A 19,185-nucleotide genomic window follows, 5' to 3' on the forward strand; every position below is an offset into this window, starting at 1 on the left:
CGCGCCGCGCGCAGCAACCATGGAAAGCCAGCCTACCGCCGACCTGCCGGCACCCGGAGCCCGCCCCGCCGTCACCATGGCGGTGGTGATGCGCAAGGTCGCGCTGGCCAACCGCTGGCAGCCATGGAAGTGGGAGCTGGACGCGGTGCTGCCGGACCTTGGCGAGTTCGGCACGCACCCCGTGTGCCTGGAGCATGACGCCCATGGCGCGCATTGGCTGTACCCGGGCTTCGAGGTGGCGCTGTTCCGCGACCAGGGCGAAGGTTACTACCTGAACCTGACCTCGACTACGCCGTGCTGGTTTGTGCTGTGGCGCATGCCAGAAGATGACGGCGATGGCGAAGAAGCCCATCCGGTGCCGATGACCGTGACGCTGTCGTACAACGAGGCCGGCCGCTGGCTCGATGCCGGCGAGACCGTCGAGAACGTGCCGCTGGCGCCCGAGCAGCGCGAGTGGCTGCAGGCCTATGTCGACGAGCACTACCGGCCCGAGCCCAAGCAGCGGCGCCGGCCCGAATCCTTCAAGGCGCCGGAAGACCGCGCCCGCTACTGATCCTGACGACCTGAGCTTGCCCTGCCGATGAGCGATTCGTCCTTCCTGTCGCGCTGGTCGCGCCGCAAGGCCGCGGTGCGGGAGGGCGTGCCCGTGCCGGCCGAACCGGCACCACCGGCAGTTGTTGCCGACGCCGTCCCCGTGGCCAGCGGGGCCGCGCCCGAAGCGCCGCAGGTACCGGCTCCGACGCTGGAGGACGTGGCGGCGCTGCGCCCCGGCGACGAGATCGCCCGGTTCGTGGCCCGCGGCGTGGATGAGTCGGTCAAGCGCGCGGCGCTGAAGACACTGTTCGCCGACCCGCACTTCAATGTGATGGACGGGCTCGACATCTATATCGACGACTACAGCAAGCCCGACCCGATCCCGCCGGAGATCCTGCGCCAGTTGCGCCAGGCCGAGACGCTGGGCCTGTTCGAGCCGACCGACGAGGAACGCGCGGCGGCACAGGCCGCGGCCGCCGCTGCGGGGCCTGTGGATGTACCGCCGGCGGCGCCCGCCGAGTTCGCTGAATCCGGCGAGACCGCTGACACTACGGACATACCCGCACCAGTCGAAACGCCGCAGCAAACGGTAAGTCAAAGCGCAGAACAGGGCCCGCAAGACCCGCATAAATGCGCGTAGCCCCACAGGTGCAGCGCAGCCTACAATAGGCATCCCCACAATCCGCCGGCCCGCAGACCCCTCGCCAAGAAGGACGTCCGGATCGGTCAGCCGCATTCGCCATGCCGACGCTGATCTGCAACTGCAACGACACCATGCCGCTTGACGGGGCGGCATTGTCCGAAGCCAACCAGGGCCCGCTCAAGGTTCACCACCTGCTGTGCCGGCGCGAGATCGGCGACTTCACCGCCGCGCTCGACGGCACCGACGACGTCATCGTCGCCTGCACGCAGGAACGCCAGCTATTTACTGAAGTCGCGGCGCAAGCCGCGCAGGGCAGCGATGGCCGCCCGGTGGTGACCGCGCCGGTGCGCTTCGTCAATATCCGCGAGACCGGCGGCTGGTCACAGGGCGCCCGGCGCGACCCGAAGACCGCCAATGCCAAGATTGCCGCGCTGCTGGCCGTGGCGGCGCTGCCGGAGCCTGACCCGGTGCCGGTGGTGGATTACCGTTCCGACGGCGCGGTGCTGGTGCTGGGCCCGGCCCAGCGTGCGCTGCCGTGGGCCGAGCGGCTGGCCGCGATGCAGCTGGAGGTCACGGTGCTGCTGACCGGCAGCGACAGGCGTGAAGGCGCCGCGGCGCAGCCGGCGGCGCGCGCTTATCCGGTCCACAGCGGCCGGCTCGCTTCGCTGACGGGCTGGCTCGGCGCATTCGAGGCCAGCTGGGAGACCGGCGCAGGCCGCAGCAACCCGATCGACCTGGACCTGTGCACCCGCTGCAACGCCTGCATCGACGCCTGTCCCGAAGACGCGATCGACTTCAGCTACCAGATCGACCTGTCGCGCTGCCGCTCGCACCGCGCTTGCGTGCGCGCCTGCGGCGCCGCCGCGGCGATCGACTTCGACCGCCCGCAGGGCACTGTGCAGGCGCGCTTCGACCTGGTCTTCGACCTGTGCGACACGCCCGCCTTCACCATGCACCAGCCGCCGCAGGGCTACCTGCACGCCGGCGCCGATGCCGCGCGCCAGCAGGCCCAGGCGCTGATGCTGGCGGGGCTGGTGGGCGAGTTCGAGAAGCCGAAATTCTTCCGCTACAAGGAAAACCTGTGCGCGCATGGCCGCAACCAGACCACCGGCTGCACCGCCTGCATCGACATCTGCTCGACCGAGGCCATCGGCTCGCGCTGGCATGACGGCAAGGGGCGCATCGAGGTCACGCCCAACCTGTGCATGGGCTGCGGCGCCTGCACCACCGTGTGCCCGAGCGGGGCCATCAGCTATGGCTACCCGGGGCCAGAGGTGACGGGCGCGCGCCTGAGGACGCTGCTGTCAGCGTACCGCCAGGCCGGCGCGCGCGATCCGGTGGTGTTGCTGCATGGCGAGGAATACGGCACGCCCGCGCTGCTGGCACTGGGCCGTTCCGCCCGCGGCGGCAAGGCCAAGGGCGTGCCCGCCAATGTGATGCCGTTGTCGCTGTTCCACCCGGCCTCGGCAGGGCTGGAGTTGTGGCTCGCCGCGCTGTGCTGGGGCGCCAGCCGCGTAGCGGTGCTGCTGACCGGCGACGAGGCACCGCAGTACCGCACCGCGCTGCTGGAGCAGATAGCGGTCGCGCGCGCCATGCTGGCAGGGCTGGGCTATGACGGCGAGGTGCTATCGCTGGTCGAGGCGGCCGATACGCCGGCCCTGGACGCCGGCCTGGCGGCGCTGCGCCCAGGCCGCAACGCGCTGCCGCCGGCGCCGTTCGGCCCCGTCGCGGCCAAGCGCGAGATGCTGGACTTTGTGCTGGACCACCTGGCGCGGCACGCGCCGGTGCCAGCGCAAAGCGTGCCGCTGCCGGCCGGCGCGCCGATCGGCGCGATCGCGGTGGATACGGGCAAGTGCACCATGTGCATGGCCTGCGTCGGCGCGTGCCCGTCACAGGCGCTGCGCGACAACCCAGAGCGCCCGGTGCTCAGCTTTATCGAGCGCAACTGCGTGCAGTGCGGGCTGTGCGAGAAGACCTGCCCGGAAGACGCCATCAGCCTGGTGCCGCGCCTGCTGGCCGGCGACGCGGCGCGCCGCCCGGTGACCCTCAACGAGACCCAGCCGTTCCATTGCATCCGCTGCGCCAAGCCGTTCGGCACGGCACAGATGGTGGAGTCGATGCTGGTGCGCCTGGCCGGCCATCCGGCCTTTGCCGGCGCCGCGGCTGAGCGCCTGAAGATGTGCCCTGACTGCCGCGTCATCGACATGATCGAGCGCGACACGGGAACCGCCACCGGCGCCACGCTGCGCTGACGGCGGCCAGGCCACCCAGGACAAATCATCACGACATGACAGATTTCCAGCCGATCCAGCTCACCGCCGCGCCGCCGGCCGACGATGCCGAGGACACCGCCCGCGCCGACCTCTACGGCCTGCTCGCCACGCTGTTCTACCACGCGCCCGACGCCGCGCTGCTGCACCACATCGCCGCCAACCGCGCCGTGGGCGAGGACGCAAACACCGTGCTGGGCAAGGCGTGGAATGCGTTGTGCGATGCAGCATCGGAAACCACCGCGGCCGAGGCCGAGGAGGAGTACCGGCAGCTGTTCGTGGGCGTGGGCCGCCAGGATGTGTTCCTGTACGGCTCCTTCTACATGACCGGCTTCCTGAACGAGCGCCCGCTGGTGGCGCTGCGCGAAGACCTGGCCCGCTATGGCCTGGAGCGCCATGAAGATGTCAGCGAGACCGAGGACCATATCGCCACGCTGTGCGAGGTAATGCGCTTCCTGGTGGCGGGCGACGACCTGTCGGTGTCCAACCTGGGCGAGCAGCAGCGTTTCTATGCGCAGCACCTGCAACCCTGGGTGGAGCGATTGTGCGATGCAGTGACGACGCACCCGCAGGCGCGTTTCTATCGCGGCGTGGCCGGCTTGCTGGGCGCGTTTGCCGGCGTGGAGGCCGTGGCGCTCGAGATGCATTGAGTGGGCGGCATTGAATATCGGCGCGCTTCGAGGCTTCTTTAGCGCCGCGGGCCCGAGGCAGCCACTTACTCGAAAATGGGTTGGAAAGTAAGGAAAAACCCGTGCATATCATGGTCTTTCCTGCTAGTTGAATCTAGAATATGCATAACAACGCATAACGGCTAAAACCATCGGGCTTGGACAGCCGAGGAGCCCCCACATGACAGAGAAGCAAACCAGGGTCGCGCGCCGCACGTTTCTCGCGGGCGCTGGAGTTGTGGCTGCCGCAACGGGTGCGGCAGCGCTGACCGCGCGCGGTCCGGCCATGCCGGGCCAGGCCGCAGCTCTGCCGGAACCCACCGATCCTCCGTCGGACAGCAAGGGTTACCGGGTCTCTGACCACATCCGCAAGTACTACCGGACCACGCTGGTGTAACTGCCAGGGCGGTGTGGTCTGCCGCGCCGCCTGCAACCGGACGCGACCAGCGTCCGCATCTGAGGTGAGACATGATCTTGACCCGCAAACGCGCGGCGCAGGGCGCATCCGCCCGCCTCGCTGACGGCCTGGCCAACCGGCCTGAACCTGCCGGCGCAGCCTCCGGCCGACTCTCGCAGCGGCTCGCGGCCAGCCTGGCCGGCGCGATGCCGACCATGGACCGCCGCAGCTTCCTCAAGCGCTCTGGCATCGGCGTCGGTGCCGGGCTGGCGGCCTCGCAGCTGACGCTGATCCGCAAGGCGGACGCCGCCGACGACAAGAAGGCGGCCGCCGACGGCAAGACCGGCATCGTGGTCAGGCGCACCGTGTGCGGCCATTGCTCGGTCGGCTGCGCGGTCGACGCGGTGGTGCAGAACGGTGTGTGGATCCGCCAGGAGCCGGTGTTCGATTCGCCCATCAACCTGGGCGCGCACTGCGCCAAGGGCGCGGCGCTGCGCGAGCACGGCCACGGCGAGTACCGCCTCAAGTACCCGATGAAGCTGGTCAACGGCAAGTACCAGCGCATCAGCTGGGACCAGGCGCTGGACGAGATCACCGCCAAGATGAAGGAGATCCGCCAGCAGACCGGTCCGGACTCGATGTTCTTTGTCGGTTCGTCCAAGCACAGCAACGAGCAGGCCTACCTGCTGCGCAAGTGGGTGTCGTTCTTCGGCACCAACAACACCGACCACCAGGCGCGCATCTGCCACTCCACCACCGTGGCGGGCGTGGCGAATACCTGGGGCTACGGGGCGATGACCAACTCGTACAACGATATGCAGAACGCGAAGGCAGCGCTGTATATCGGCTCCAACGCGGCCGAGGCGCACCCGGTGTCGATGCTGCACCTGCTGCACGCCAAGGAGAATGGCTGCAAGGTGATCGTGGTCGATCCGCGCTACACGCGCACCGCGGCCAAGGCCCAGCACTACGTGCGCATCCGCTCGGGTACCGACATCGCGTTCCTGTTCGGCATGCTGTACCACATCTTCCAGAACGGCTGGGAAGACCAGAAGTACCTGAACGACCGGGTCTATGGCATGGACAAGGTCAAGGAAGAGGTGCTGGCCAAGTGGACCCCCGACAAGGTCGAGGAAGTCTGCGGCGTGCCCGAGGCGCAGGTGAAGATGGTTGCCGAGATCATGGCCAAGAACCGCCCCAGCACGCTGGTGTGGTGCATGGGCCAGACCCAGCACACCATCGGCAACGCGATCGTGCGCGCCTCGTGCATCGTGCAGCTGGCGCTGGGCAATATCGGCGTGTCGGGCGGCGGCGCCAACATCTTCCGCGGCCATGACAACGTGCAGGGCGCCACCGACGTGGGCCCCAACCCGGACTCGCTGCCGGGCTACTACGGCCTGGCCACCGGCGCGTGGAAGCACTACGCCGCGGTGTGGGGCGTGGACTACGAATGGATCAAGAAGCAGTTCGCCTCGCAGGCAATGATGGAGAAGTCCGGCACCACGGTGTCGCGCTGGATCGATATCGTCACCGAGAAGAACGAGCTGATCGACCAGGACAACAACGTGCGCGGCGTGTTCTTCTGGGGCCATGCCCCGAACTCGCAGACGCGCGGCCTGGAGATGAAGAAGGCGCTGGACAAGCTCGATCTGCTGGTGGTGGTCGACCCCTATCCGTCGGCGACCGCGGCCATGGCCAACATGCCGCCTGCCGAGGGCGACAAGGTCAACCCGAACCGCGCCGTGTACCTGCTGCCGGCGTGCACACAGTTCGAGACCTCGGGTACGTGCACCGCGTCGAACCGCTCGCTGCAATGGCGCGAGAAGGTGATCGAGCCGCTGTTCGAATCAATGCCCGACCAGACGCTGATGCAGGCGTTCGCCGACAAGCTTGGCTTTGGCAAGGAGCTGTCGAAGAACATGAAGCTGATCGAGGTCAAGCGCGCCGGCCGCACCTGGATGGAGCCTGAGCCGGAATCGATCCTGCGCGAGATCAACGCCAGCAACTGGACCATCGGCTACACCGGCCAGTCGCCGGAGCGGTTGAAGTCGCATATGCGCAATATGCAGATGTTCGACGTCAAGACGCTGCGCTGCAAGGCGGGCAAGGACCCGGTGACCGGCTACGACCTGACCGGCGACTACTTCGGGCTGCCGTGGCCGTGCTACGGCACGCCGGAACTGAAGCACCCGGGCTCGCCCAACCTGTACGACACCAGCAAGCATGTGATGGACGGCGGCGGCAACTTCCGCGCCAACTTCGGCGTGGAGCGCGACGGCGTCAATCTGCTGGCCGAGGACGGCTCTTGCTCGCTGGGCGCGGAGATCACCACCGGCTATCCGGAGTTCGACCATGTGCTGCTGAAGAAGCTGGGCTGGTGGGACGACCTGACCGATGCCGAGAAGGCCAAGGCCGAAGGCAAGAACTGGAAGACCGACCTGTCGGGCGGCATCCAGCGCGTGGTGCTGAAGAACCATGGCTGCCACCCGTTTGGCAATGCCAAGGCGCGCGCGGTGGTATGGAACTTCCCCGACGCGATCCCGCAGCACCGTGAGCCGCTGTACTCCACGCGCCCCGACATGGTCGCCAAGTACCCGACCCACGACGACAAGATGGCGTTCTGGCGGCTGCCGACGCTGTACAAGTCGGTGCAGCAGCGCAATATCGAGAACAAGGTCTATGAGAAGTTCCCGATCATCCTGACCTCCGGGCGGCTGGTCGAGTACGAGGGCGGCGGCGAGGAAACCCGCTCCAACCCGTGGCTGGCCGAACTGCAGCAGGAGAACTTCGTCGAGATCAACCCGCGCGCGGCGTCCGACCGCGGCATCCGCAACGGTGACTTCTGCTGGGTGAAGACGCCCACCGGGGCCCGCATCAAGGTGCGCGCGCTGCTGACCGAGCGCGTCGGGCCCGATACCGCCTTCATCCCGTTCCACTTCTCGGGCTGGTGGCAGGGCAAGGACCTGAGGGACTACTACCCCGAGGGCGCGATGCCGGTGGTGCGGGGCGAGGCGGTCAACACGGCAACCACCTACGGCTATGACGCGGTGACGATGATGCAGGAAACCAAGACCACCGTTTGCCAGATCGAGCGGTTTGCCTAAGGGCAGGGGAACATCATGGCACGCATGAAATTTATCTGTGACGCCGAGCGCTGCATCGAGTGCAACAGCTGCGTCACTGCCTGCAAGAACGAGCACGAGGTGCCCTGGGGCGTGAACCGGCGCCGCGTGGTCACCGTCAACGACGGCATGGTCGGCGCCGAGAAATCGATCTCGGTGGCCTGCATGCACTGTTCGGACGCGCCCTGCATGGCGGTCTGCCCGGTCGACTGCTTCTACCGCACCGAGGACGGCGTGGTGCTGCACGACAAGGATGTCTGCATCGGCTGCGGCTACTGTTCCTACGCCTGCCCGTTCGGCGCGCCGCAGTTCCCGTCGACCGGCACCTTCGGCGTGCGCGGCAAGATGGACAAGTGCACCTTCTGCGCGGGCGGCCCGGAAAAGAATGGCTCGGATGCCGAGTTCGAGAAGTACGGCCGCAACCGCCTGGCCGAAGGCAAGCTGCCGCTGTGCGCCGAGATGTGCTCGACCAAGGCGCTGCTGGGCGGCGACGGCGATGTGATCGCCGACATCCTGCGCAACCGCGTGATCAAGCGCGGCACCGGCGGCGACGTGTTCGGCTGGGGTACGGCCTACGGCACCGCCAAGGGCGGCGCGGCCCAGCCGGCCCAACCGGCACAGCCGGCGCCCGCTGCACCGGCCGCACCCGCGGCCTCGGGAGGGCAAGCGTCATGAACCGCGTCCGCGTTGTTGCATTGCTGTCGCTGTGCGGCGTGCTGCTGGCAGCATGCGGCGAGAAGCCGCAGACCATCGGCCCGTCGCACCGCAAGGCAGACGCCCAGGCCTACCAGGGCGCCCCGGACGATCCGTTCGTGGCCAAGGGCTGGACGCAGGGCGACAAGACCAGCTGGGGCAACCAGATCCGCCAGCGCAACCAGTTGCAGAACGAGTACAACCGCACGCAATGAAGGCGCTGCAGTTGGGCCGCCCCGGCAAGCCGGGCGCTGGTCCTCGACGATCCGAAGGAGCGCACATGACGCCGTCGCAGAATGCATGCCGCACAGGCTGGCGGCGCTGGCTCAGCGCCGGCGCCCTGGCACTGGCGGCCTTTGCCGGCACCGCCGCCGCACAGGCGCCGGCCTCGGCACCACCGGCACCGGCCGCCGCACAGGCCAGCGCCGACACCAACAACCCGGCCACGCACCCGGTCCAGCCGCTGGCCGGCATCGCGTCGGAAAACATCTTCAACGTGCCACGCCGCGACATCGCCGCCGAGGCGCAGTCGCAGAAGGGCCGCACCGTCGAGCAGCCCGGCAACAATGCGCCGGTCTGGCGCGAGGTCAATTCCGACCAGCGCCACTACAGCAGCCTGCCCGACAAGGAAGCCGGCGTGCTGATCCAGCGCACCGGGCAGCAATGGCGCCTGTTCCGCAACGGCGTCATCACCGTATGGGGCGGCTGGCTGCTGCTGGTGGTGCCGCTTGCCATCCTGGGCTTCTTCCTCTGGCGCGGAACCATCCCGCTGCGCACGCCGCGCACCGGCCGCATGATCGAGCGCTTCACGCCGCTTGAGCGCATTGTCCACTGGACCATGGCGATCTCGTTCGTGGTGCTGGCGGTGTCGGGCATCGTGCTGCTGCTGGGCAAGCATTTCCTGCTGCCGCTGATGGGCCACATGCTGTTCGGCTGGCTGACTTACGTGCTGAAGAACCTGCACAACGTGATCGGCCCGATCTTTACGCTGTCGGTGATCGTGGGCTTCGTGGTGTTCGTGCGCGACAACCTGCCCAGCCGCGACGACATGCGCTGGGTGACCAGCCTTGGCGGCCTGGCATCCGGCAAGCATGTGCCGAGCGGGCGCTTCAATGCCGGCGAGAAGATGTGGTTCTGGATCGGCGTGTTCGTGTTCGGGCTGGTGCTGTCGGCCTCGGGCTGGGTGCTGGACATGATCGTCCCGGGCATGGACTACTACCGCGCGACCATGCAGATCGCCAACGTGATCCACGGGATCTCGGCCGTGCTGATGATCGCGATGGCGTGCGGCCATATCTACATGGGCACGGTCGGCATGGAAGGCGCCTACCGCGCCATGCGCGACGGCTGGGTGGACGAGGCCTGGGCCAAGGAGCACCACGAGCACTGGTACGACGACATCAAGTCGGGCAAGATCCCGGCCCAGCGTTCGGCCAGCCCGGAAGCCGCCGCGGGGCGCAACACCCGGCATACCCCGGGCGAAGCCTGAGGCCGGCGCCAACCAGACCATGCGGAATTCACCATGACGATGACACGCACCCTGACGCTGCTTGCCCTGTGTGCGGGCGCCACCTTTGCCACCGGCGCGCTGGCCAAGCTGCCGCCGCCGACCGAGGCCCAGCAGGCCAAGGCCGCCGAGACCAAGGCGCGCGCCGCCTGGGCCGACAAGGTCGCCGCCTACCAGTTGTGCCGCGCGCAGGACAAGACCGCGGCGCGTTACTTTGCCGAGCGCAAGGCCCACGGCCAGGAAACCCACGCGCCGTCGCAGACCGCCGCATGTGCCGATCCGGGCCCGTTTGTGGCGCCGACCGCCGCTGCGCCTGCGGCTCCGGCGCCAGCCGTGGCAAGCACCGCGGCCGAGGCCAGACCGGCCGCGGCCGGCGCGGTACAATCCCCTGCAAAGGCGCCGTAACCACAGCCCCACGCACGCCGCGCGCGGCGCGGGGCCCTCACCAGCAGTCCCGAGCCCCTCGTCATGACCCTGCGTCCCGAGCTTACCCAGGCAGCCGTTCCCCTGATCGAAGAGGTTGAAGTCGTCGACGAGCAGGGCCGCGTGCGCGCGGCCTACCTGCCGGGCGAGCGTCCGCTGACGGTCTACCTCGACAAGCGCGAGCTGGTCACGCTGATGACCCTGGGCGGCGCGCCCGAGCACCTGGTGCTGGGCTACCTGCGCAACCAGCGGCTGGTGGAGTCGATCGAAGACATCGCCGCGGTGCAGGTCGACTGGGAAACCGAGTCGGCCGCCGTGACCACGCGCAATGGCGTGGACCGCATCGAGGAACGCACCGCGCGCCGCGTGGTGACCACCGGCTGCGGGCAAGGCACCGTGTTCGGCTCGTTGCTCGATGAGGTCGACAACATCCGCCTGCCGGTGGGCGCCATGCTGGACCAGGACACCCTGTACGGCATCATCGACACCATCCGGCTGCAGCAGTCGGTCTACAAGCAGGCTGGCTCGGTGCACGGCTGCGCGCTGTTCCAGGGCACCGAGCTGCTGATGTTCATCGAGGACGTCGGCCGCCACAACGCCGTGGACGCCATCGCCGGCCGCATGTGGCTGGAAGGCATGACGGGCAGCGACAAGATCTTCTACACCACCGGGCGCCTGACCTCCGAGATGGTGATCAAGGGCGCGCAGATGGGCATCCCGTTCCTGCTGTCGCGCTCGGGCGTGACCCAGATGGGCTACCAGATGGCCCGGCGCGTCAACCTGACGCTGTTCGCGCGCTGCACCGGCAAGCACTTCCTGCTCTACACCGGGCGCGAGCGCTTCCGCCACCGCCTGCCGGAAGACGCGGTGGCGTAAGCGGCACCTGGCTGCTTGCGTTTGCTTGCAAGGGCGGGCGCCGATTGGTTGTACAATGCGGCGCACTCCGAGCCAGTGTGTTTACCCTCCCAACCTTATGAGCATCAAATCCGACAAGTGGATCCGCCGCATGGCGGAGCAGCACGGCATGATCGAGCCGTTCGCGCCAGGCCAGGTCCGGGAGCAGGACGGGCGCAAGATCGTCTCGTACGGCACTTCGAGCTACGGCTACGACATCCGCTGCGCCGACGAATTCAAGATCTTCACCAATATCAACAGCACCATCGTCGATCCGAAGAATTTTGACGAGAAGTCGTTCGTGGATTTCAAGGGCGATGTCTGCATCATCCCGCCCAACTCGTTCGCGCTGGCGCGCACGATGGAGTACTTCCGGATCCCGCGCAGCGTGCTGACTATCTGCCTGGGCAAGAGCACCTATGCCCGTTGCGGCATCATCGTCAACGTGACGCCGTTCGAGCCTGAATGGGAAGGCTATGTGACGCTGGAGTTCTCCAACACCACGCCGCTGCCCGCCAAGATCTACGCCGGCGAGGGTTGCGCCCAGGTGCTGTTCTTCGAGAGCGACGAAGTCTGCGAGACCTCGTACCGTGACCGGGGCGGCAAGTACCAGGGTCAGCACGGTGTCACACTGCCGAAGACCTGAGCGCATTACAATGCCGGCGTTTGCCGGATGGCTGGCCCCGAGAATGGCCGCCACACCTGACGTCAGAGCCACATGTCGCCGCAGCGGGGAACCTCCCGCCGGCCATGTGGCTCAAGTCCTTCATGTCCTGCTTTCCATCAAGGATGCCTGATGAAATTCCGTTTCCCCGTCATCATCATTGACGAAGACTTTCGCTCCGAGAACATCTCCGGCTCGGGCATTCGCGCGCTGGCCGAGGCGATCGAGAAAGAGGGCATGGAGGTCATGGGCCTGACCAGCTACGGCGACCTGACGTCGTTTGCCCAGCAGTCCAGCCGGGCATCGAGCTTTATCGTGTCGATCGACGACGACGAGTTCACGCGCGACGGCGAGGACCAGCTCGAGGCCGCCGCCATCGAAAAGCTGCGCGCCTTCGTCGCCGAAGTGCGCCGCCGCAACTCGGACCTGCCGATCTTCCTGTACGGCGAGACCCGCACTTCGCGGCATATCCCCAACGATATCCTGCGCGAGCTGCACGGCTTCATCCACATGTTCGAGGACACGCCGGAATTCGTGGCACGCCACATCATCCGCGAAGCCAAGGTCTACCTCGACACGCTGGCGCCGCCGTTCTTCAAGGCGCTGATCGACTACGCGCAGGACAGCTCGTACTCGTGGCACTGCCCGGGGCACTCGGGCGGCGTGGCGTTCCTGAAGAGCCCGGTGGGCCAGGTGTTCCACCAGTTCTTCGGCGAGAACATGCTGCGCGCCGACGTCTGCAACGCGGTCGACGAGCTGGGCCAGCTGCTGGATCACACCGGCCCGGTGGCCGCGTCGGAGCGCAATGCCGCGCGCATCTTCAACTCCGACCACATGTACTTCGTCACCAACGGCACCTCCACCTCGAACAAGATGGTGTGGCATGCCAACGTGGCGCCGGGTGACATCGTGGTGGTGGACCGCAACTGCCACAAGTCGATCCTGCACGCGATCATGATGACGGGCGCGATCCCGGTCTTCCTGATGCCTACGCGCAACCACTACGGCATCATCGGCCCGATCCCGAAGAGCGAGTTCGACCCGGAAACGATCAGGAAGAAGATCGCCAACCACCCGTTCGCCAGCAAGGCCAAGAACCAGAAGCCGCGCATCCTGACCATCACCCAGGGTACGTACGATGGCGTGCTGTACAACGCCGAGCAGATCAAGGAAATGCTGGCGGCCGAGATCGACACGCTGCACTTCGATGAAGCCTGGCTGCCGCATGCGGCCTTCCACGACTTCTATCGCAACATGCACGCGATCGGCAAGGACCGCCCGCGCAGCAAGGACGCGCTGGTGTTCGCCACGCAGTCCACGCACAAGCTGCTGGCGGGCCTGTCGCAGGCCTCGCAAATCCTGGTGCAGGATTCCGAGACGCGCAAGCTGGACCGCTACCGCTTCAACGAGGCGTACCTGATGCACACCTCGACCAGCCCGCAGTACTCGATCATTGCCTCGTGCGACGTGGCCGCGGCGATGATGGAAGCGCCGGGCGGCACCGCGCTGGTGGAAGAGAGCATCCAGGAGGCGATGGATTTCCGCCGCGCCATGCGCAAGGTCGAGGGCGATTATGACGATGGCAAGAACGGCGACTGGTGGTTCAAGGTGTGGGGCCCGGACGCGCTGATCGAAGACGGCATCGGCGACCGCGAGGAATGGATGCTCAAGGCCAATGAGCGCTGGCACGGCTTCGGCGACCTGGCCGACGGCTTCAACCTGCTCGACCCGATCAAGGCCACCATCATCACCCCGGGCCTGGACGTGGACGGCGAGTTCAGCGAACGCGGCATCCCGGCGGCCATCGTCACCAAGTACCTGGCCGAGCACGGCATCATCATCGAGAAGACCGGGCTGTACTCGTTCTTCATCATGTTCACCATCGGCATCACCAAGGGCCGCTGGAACTCGCTGGTGACCGAGCTGCAGCAGTTCAAGGACGACTACGACCAGAACCAGCCGCTGTGGCGCGTGCTGCCGGAATTCGTCGGCAAGCATCCGCAGTACGAGCGCATGGGCCTGCGTGACCTGTGCGATGCGATCCACAGCGTGTACAAGGCCAACGACGTGGCCCGTGTGACGACGGAGATGTACCTGTCGGACATGGAGCCGGCGATGAAGCCGTCGGACGCCTGGGCCATGATGGCGCACCGCGAGATCGAGCGCGTGCCGGTCGACGACCTGGAAGGCCGCGTCACCGCCATCCTGCTGACGCCGTACCCGCCGGGCATTCCGCTGCTGATTCCGGGCGAGCGCTTCAACCGCACCATCGTGCAGTACCTGAAGTTCGCGCGTGAGTTCAACAAGCTGTTCCCGGGCTTCGAGACCGACATCCACGGCCTGGTCGAGGACGAGGTCGACGGCAAGAAGGCGTACTTTGTCGACTGCGTGAAGCAGGACGGCTGAGCGCCAGTCTGCGTCCCGCTGACGTGAGCAGGGCCCCGCGATGCGGGGCCCTTTCTCTTTTGGGCTAGGTGAACGGATTCAGCAGCATCGCGCCCGTGCCGCGGAAGTCCTCCACATTGCGCGTGACAATGGTCAGGTCGTGGATCAGCGCGGTGGCGGCAATGAACTTGTCCAGCGCATGCTCAGGCCGCGGCGCGCGCAGCTGGCCCCAGACCTGGGCGACGTCGGCATCGACCGGCAACACCTGCCGGCCAAAGTCCTCCAGCACGGTTGCCAGCCATTGCTCCAGCACCGCGGCCTGCGCCGTATCGCCGCGATGGCGGATCAGCGCAACGCCGCGCTGGAGCTCGCCCACGGTCAGCGCCGACAGGTAGAGCGCGGCACCTTCCCGCGCCGCCTGCCGGAAGAACGCGCGCACGCCGGGGTTGGCGCGCTCGCGCTTGCGCGTCTCGCTGATGACGTTGGTATCAATCAAATACACGCGGCGCCTCGCCCGGATCCTGGATCCGCTCGAAGTCGGCGTCGTGGCCGACGTCAGGCATGCTGGCCAGCACATCGGCAAAGCTGCGCCGGCGCGTGCCGCCCAGCGCCTGCGCCAGGATGGCGCGGTGCTCGGCCTCGGCGCTGCGGCCGTTGGCGACGGCCCGCTCGCGCAGGCGCTGGACCAGGGATTCATCGATGCCACGAACGAGTAGTGTTGCCATCTTGACCTCCTCACCATCGGATGAAGGGATGATAGCATTGTTATCAATACGGCGGTCACGTATTGATGGCAGGCGGTGCATCGTTGCCGTGCCCGGTCGGTCGAAGGGTGTGGTGGGTTTGCATGGCGGCTCTCCTGGGGTCGGTTCGCAGAACACAGGGCCAGTCTGGGCCACGCAAGCGCGCCGGTCGATGAGCCGATTCGCAATCGCACGCCGGCGCCGGCGCGGCCCCGCGCCAATGAAAAAAAGGCCCCGCATTGCTGCGGGGCCTTGGATCGACTATCCGGTCAGTTCTTCTTTTCGAACTCGAACTGTGGTGCCGCGGGCTCAGGTGCCGGTGCCGCGCCTGGCAGTTCCAGCGAACCCGGCGGGGCGGCTGGTCCTGGTGCCGACGCCGGTTTCTCCGGCTCTCCGCCAAGCGGGATACTGACCTCTGCCGCGTTGCTGTGCTTGAGCGATCCCTTGTCCAGCAGCCCCGTCACCATGCCCGGCAGGAACATCACCATGACCACCATCACCATCTGCAGGCCAACCCAGGGCAGGGCGCCCCAGTAGATGTCCGAGCTCTTCACTTCCTTCGGCGCGATGCCGCGCAGGTAGAACAGCGCGAAGCCGAACGGCGGGTGCATGAACGAGGTCTGCATGTTCACGCACAGCATCACGCCGAACCACACCAGCGCCGCCGTAGCCGCGGCTTCCGGATTGCCGCCCATGGAGTCGGCCACCACCGGCGCCAGCACCTTGACCGCCACCGGCGCCAGCATCGGCACCACGATAAAGGCGATCTCGAAGAAGTCGAGGAAGAATGCCAGGAAGAAGATGAACAGGTTCACCACGATCAGGAAGCCGATCCAGCCGCCCGGCAGCGAGGTGAACAGGTGTTCCACCCATGCGCCGCCATCCACGCCCTGGAACACCACCGAGAAGCAGGTGGAGCCGATCAGGATGAACACCACCATCGCGGTGAGGCGCGCGGTGGACTGGTAGGCATCGACGATCAGCAGGCGCAGTTCGGTCATCTGGCCGGCGCGCAGCAGCAGCCAGAGGATGACCAGGTACACCACCGCCAGCGGGATACGGAACACGTGCGAGCCAAAGGCGAAGATGCCGACGGCGGCGGCCACCAGCGCGGCGGCGATGCCGACGCGATAGATCTGGCGGTCGATGCGGCTGAAGGCCTTGTCGCGGATCACGGCCAGCACCAGGGCGCCGACTGCGCCCATGGCGCCGGATTCGGTCGGCGTGGCAATGCCCATCATGATCGTGCCCAGCACCAGGAAGATCAGCACCGCGCACGGGATGATGCCGCGCAGGCATTTGCGCCACAGCGCCCAGCCGCGCAGCGTGCGCGCCTCCGGCGGCACCGGCGGCAGCCAGTCAGGCTTGAAGCGGGCCAGCATGAAGGTATAGAGCGCGAACAGCGCGATCTGCACCACCGACGGGCCCCACGCGCCCAGGTACATGCTGCCCACGTCGGCGCTGCCCATCGGGGTCTTGAGCTGGTCGGCCAGCACCACCAGCACCAGCGACGGCGGCACCAGCTGCGTGATGGTGCCCGACGCGGCCAGCACGCCGGTGGCGTACTTCATGTTGTAGCGGTAGCGCATCATCACCGGCAGCGAGATCATCGCCATGGCGATCACCTGTGCGGCCACCGTGCCCGTGATCGCGCCCAGGATGAAGCCGACGATGATCACCGAATAACCCAGGCCGCCGCGCACCGGGCCGAACAGCTGGCCCATGGAGTCCAGCATGTCCTCGGCCAGCCCGCACTTCTCCAGGATGGCGCCCATGAAGGTGAAGAACGGGATCGCCAGCAGCAGCTCGTTGGCCAGCACGCTGCCGAACACGCGGCTCGGCACGGCCTGCAGGAAGCTGATCGGGAAGTAACCCCATTCAATCGCCAGGAAGCCGAAGGCCAGGCCCACCGCCGACAGCGAGAACGCGACCGGGAAGCCGATCAGCATGAATACCACCAGGCCGCCGAACATCAGCGGCGGCATATATTCCAACGGAATCATTGAACCGGCCTCTCGTACTTGGATTCGATGCGCACCAGGCCCTTGAGGGCGGCGAAGCGCTTGATCAGTTCGGACACGCCCTGCAGCGTCAGCAAGGCGAAGCCGACGGGCACCACCAGCTTGATCGGGTAACGCGGCAGGCCGCCGGAATTGCCCGATTGCTCGAGGATGCGCCACGAGGGCAGAAACAACGAATCCCACGACAGCCAGGTGAACAGCACGCACGACGGCAGCAGGAACACGACGATGCCGAAGATGTCGATCCAGTGCTGCGCGCGTTCCGAGACGTTGCCGTAGATCAGGTCTACGCGCACGTGCTCATTGCGCTGGAAGGTGTAGGAGGTGCCGAACATCACGGCAATGGCAAACATGTACCACTGCAGTTCGAGTGGCCAGTTGTCGCTCAAGTTGAAGCCATAGCGCAGAAGGGCGTTGCCTGCGCTGATCAGGCACGACAGCAGGATCATGATGTTTGCAAGCCTGCCAGTGTGCTGATTCAACCTGTCGATCTGTCGTGACAGACCAAGCAAGTAATACATGGGTTGTCTCCCCGGTTTTTGCGGCGATTAGTTTATCTGTAACAAAATCTACAGGCGCTAGGGGCTACTACCTACGGGGGCGACGAGATTGCGCCAGAATGGGGAATATCAATAGAAAAAGCCACCGGGCTCGCGCCGCGGTGGCTTCTTCTTGCGTAAAACTTACGCGAAACTTACAGGGTGGCCCGCTGTTACAGCGCCGCGCGTGCGGCCGCGATAGCGGCGCGCACCTGCGCCGGCGCCGTGCCGCCGATATGGTCGCGCGCGGCGACCGAGCCTTCCAGCGTCAGCACCGTGTGCACGTCGTCGCCGATCAGCGCGGCCTTGTCGCCCAGGCCCGAGACCTCACGCAGCTCGGCCACGCTCAGGTCGGCCAGGTCGCACTGGCGGCTGTCGCAGGCGCGCACCGCGTGGGCCACGGCTTCGTGGGCGTCGCGGAAGGGCAGGCCCTTCTTGACCAGGTAGTCGGCCAGGTCGGTGGCAGTGGCGTAGCCCTGCAGCGCGGCGGCGCGCATCGCTTCCGGCTTGACGGTGATGCCCGGCACCATGTCGGCGAAGATGCGCAGCGTGTCCACCACGGTATCGACCGTATCGAACAGCGGCTCCTTGTCTTCCTGGTTGTCCTTGTTGTACGCCAGCGGCTGGCCCTTCATCAGGGTCAGCAGGCCGATCAGGTGGCCGTTGACGCGGCCGGTCTTGCCGCGCGCCAGTTCGGGCACGTCCGGGTTCTTCTTCTGCGGCATGATCGAGCTGCCGGTGCAGAAGCGGTCGGCGATGTCGATAAAGCCCACGCGCGGGCTCATCCACAGCACCAGTTCTTCCGAGAAGCGCGACACGTGCGTCATCACCAGCGCGGCGGCGGCGCAGAATTCAATGGCGAAATCGCGGTCCGACACGGCATCGAGCGAGTTGCGGCACACGCCGTCGAAGCCCAGCTGCTGCGCCACGAACTCGCGGTCGATCGGATAGCTGGTGCCGGCCAGCGCGGCCGCGCCCAGCGGCAGGCGATTGACGCGCTTGCGGCAGTCGGCCATGCGCTCGGCATCGCGCGTGAACATCTCGTTGTAGGCCAGCAGGTGGTGACCGAAAGTCACCGGCTGCGCCACCTGCAGGTGGGTGAAGCCGGGCAGGATGGTGTCGGCGTTCTGTTCGGCCAGGTCCAGCAGCGAGGCGCGCAGCGCGCCCAGCAGCACGATGATGTTGTCGATCTCGCTGCGCAGCCACAGGCGGATGTCGGTGGCGACCTGGTCATTGCGCGAGCGGCCGGTGTGCAGGCGCTTGCCGGCATCACCCACCAGCGCTGTCAGGCGCGCCTCGATGTTCAGGTGGACGTCTTCCAGGTCCAGCTTCCACTCGAAGCCGCCGGCCTCGATCTCGGCCTTGATCTGCGCCATGCCGCGCTCGATCTCGGCGCGGTCGGCCTCGGCGATGATGCCCTGCTTTGCCAGCATGGCCGCGTGGGCCAGCGAGCCCTGGATGTCGAACAGGGCCAGGCGCTTGTCGAAGAACACCGAGGCGGTGTAGCGCTTCACCAGGTCGGACATCGGTTCGGAGAAGCGGGCGGACCAGGCTTCGCCTTTCTTGGCAAGTTGGGAGGTGGACATGGACGTCGGCTGCAGTGGCTCGCGCGGGCAGGCGCCGGCGTGTGGACGGCGGCGGGCGCGAGAAATTGGGAAACGGCGATTATATCGCCCGCCGGC

18 protein-coding genes are annotated in these 19,185 nt (G+C 66.9%); 13 read left to right on the top strand and 5 right to left on the bottom strand.

Features of this window, described 5'->3' with window-relative positions; genetic code table 11:
• The first annotated feature begins 19 nt into the window (after positions 1-19).
• The 13 genes from AC07UK_RS11905 (at position 20) to AC07UK_RS11965 (ending at position 14,221) form a co-directional block, all read left to right on the top strand.
• Positions 20-553, top strand: a complete 534-nt coding sequence (locus AC07UK_RS11905; RefSeq protein ID WP_494686761.1) for a DUF3305 domain-containing protein — start codon at positions 20-22, stop codon at positions 551-553.
• 27 nt (positions 554-580) lie between these two features.
• Positions 581-1,174: a DUF3306 domain-containing protein gene (locus tag AC07UK_RS11910; RefSeq protein ID WP_494686760.1), complete on the top strand. Its 594-nt coding sequence runs from the start codon at positions 581-583 to the stop codon at positions 1,172-1,174.
• A gap of 101 nt (positions 1,175-1,275) precedes the next feature.
• On the top strand, positions 1,276-3,429 hold the full coding sequence (locus tag AC07UK_RS11915; RefSeq protein ID WP_494686759.1) for a 4Fe-4S binding protein: 2,154 nt from the start codon (positions 1,276-1,278) through the stop codon (positions 3,427-3,429).
• A gap of 35 nt (positions 3,430-3,464) precedes the next feature.
• Positions 3,465-4,097, top strand: coding sequence for a TorD/DmsD family molecular chaperone (locus AC07UK_RS11920; RefSeq protein ID WP_436222470.1), 633 nt, complete (start codon positions 3,465-3,467; stop codon positions 4,095-4,097).
• Between the two features lie 199 nt (positions 4,098-4,296).
• The gene (locus AC07UK_RS11925; protein ID WP_013957773.1) at positions 4,297-4,512 is read left to right on the top strand and encodes a hypothetical protein; all 216 of its coding nucleotides are present in this window, start codon (positions 4,297-4,299) and stop codon (positions 4,510-4,512) included.
• A 71-nt stretch (positions 4,513-4,583) separates the two neighbouring features.
• The gene (locus AC07UK_RS11930; protein WP_494686758.1) at positions 4,584-7,616 is read left to right on the top strand and encodes a molybdopterin-dependent oxidoreductase; all 3,033 of its coding nucleotides are present in this window, start codon (positions 4,584-4,586) and stop codon (positions 7,614-7,616) included.
• 15 nt (positions 7,617-7,631) lie between these two features.
• On the top strand, positions 7,632-8,309 hold the full coding sequence (fdh3B, locus tag AC07UK_RS11935) for a formate dehydrogenase FDH3 subunit beta (protein WP_494686757.1): 678 nt from the start codon (positions 7,632-7,634) through the stop codon (positions 8,307-8,309).
• Entirely contained in the window at positions 8,306-8,542 is a 237-nt protein-coding gene (locus AC07UK_RS11940; protein WP_436222468.1) for a hypothetical protein, read from the top strand. Before fdh3B ends, AC07UK_RS11940 begins: the two co-directional genes overlap by 4 nt.
• A 65-nt stretch (positions 8,543-8,607) precedes the next feature.
• Positions 8,608-9,816 carry a formate dehydrogenase subunit gamma gene (locus AC07UK_RS11945; protein ID WP_436222467.1) on the top strand — a complete coding sequence of 403 codons (1,209 nt, stop codon included), beginning with the start codon at positions 8,608-8,610 and terminating at the stop codon, positions 9,814-9,816.
• 33 nt (positions 9,817-9,849) lie between these two features.
• Positions 9,850-10,239: a hypothetical protein gene (locus tag AC07UK_RS11950; protein WP_436222466.1), complete on the top strand. Its 390-nt coding sequence runs from the start codon at positions 9,850-9,852 to the stop codon at positions 10,237-10,239.
• 63 nt (positions 10,240-10,302) lie between these two features.
• Complete coding sequence (locus AC07UK_RS11955; protein ID WP_436222465.1) at positions 10,303-11,133, top strand: formate dehydrogenase accessory sulfurtransferase FdhD; 831 nt, start codon at positions 10,303-10,305, stop codon at positions 11,131-11,133.
• Between the two features lie 97 nt (positions 11,134-11,230).
• Complete coding sequence (gene dcd / locus AC07UK_RS11960) at positions 11,231-11,797, top strand: dCTP deaminase (protein WP_010813843.1); 567 nt, start codon at positions 11,231-11,233, stop codon at positions 11,795-11,797.
• 150 nt (positions 11,798-11,947) lie between these two features.
• Positions 11,948-14,221, top strand: a complete 2,274-nt coding sequence (locus AC07UK_RS11965; RefSeq protein WP_436222464.1) for an Orn/Lys/Arg family decarboxylase — start codon at positions 11,948-11,950, stop codon at positions 14,219-14,221.
• Positions 14,222-14,285: 64 nt separating this feature from the next.
• Here the strand turns inward: AC07UK_RS11965 and AC07UK_RS11970 are convergent, their stop codons facing one another.
• From AC07UK_RS11970 to argH, 5 genes are all read right to left on the bottom strand, one after another.
• Positions 14,286-14,702: a type II toxin-antitoxin system VapC family toxin gene (locus AC07UK_RS11970; protein WP_026200786.1), complete on the bottom strand. Its 417-nt coding sequence runs from the start codon at positions 14,700-14,702 to the stop codon at positions 14,286-14,288.
• Entirely contained in the window at positions 14,689-14,925 is a 237-nt protein-coding gene (locus AC07UK_RS11975; RefSeq protein ID WP_494686756.1) for a FitA-like ribbon-helix-helix domain-containing protein, read from the bottom strand. The genes AC07UK_RS11970 and AC07UK_RS11975 overlap by 14 nt, the downstream gene beginning before the upstream one ends.
• A 287-nt stretch (positions 14,926-15,212) precedes the next feature.
• Positions 15,213-16,946 carry a TRAP transporter large permease gene (locus AC07UK_RS11980; protein WP_494686755.1) on the bottom strand — a complete coding sequence of 578 codons (1,734 nt, stop codon included), beginning with the start codon at positions 16,944-16,946 and terminating at the stop codon, positions 15,213-15,215.
• Positions 16,943-17,485, bottom strand: coding sequence for a TRAP transporter small permease subunit (locus tag AC07UK_RS11985; protein WP_035816603.1), 543 nt, complete (start codon positions 17,483-17,485; stop codon positions 16,943-16,945). The genes AC07UK_RS11980 and AC07UK_RS11985 overlap by 4 nt, the downstream gene beginning before the upstream one ends.
• A 191-nt stretch (positions 17,486-17,676) precedes the next feature.
• Positions 17,677-19,089, bottom strand: coding sequence for an argininosuccinate lyase (gene argH / locus AC07UK_RS11990; protein WP_494686754.1), 1,413 nt, complete (start codon positions 19,087-19,089; stop codon positions 17,677-17,679).
• Positions 19,090-19,185 lie beyond the last annotated feature (96 nt).

Source organism: Cupriavidus sp. GW821-FHT07C08 (genome assembly GCF_059419025.1).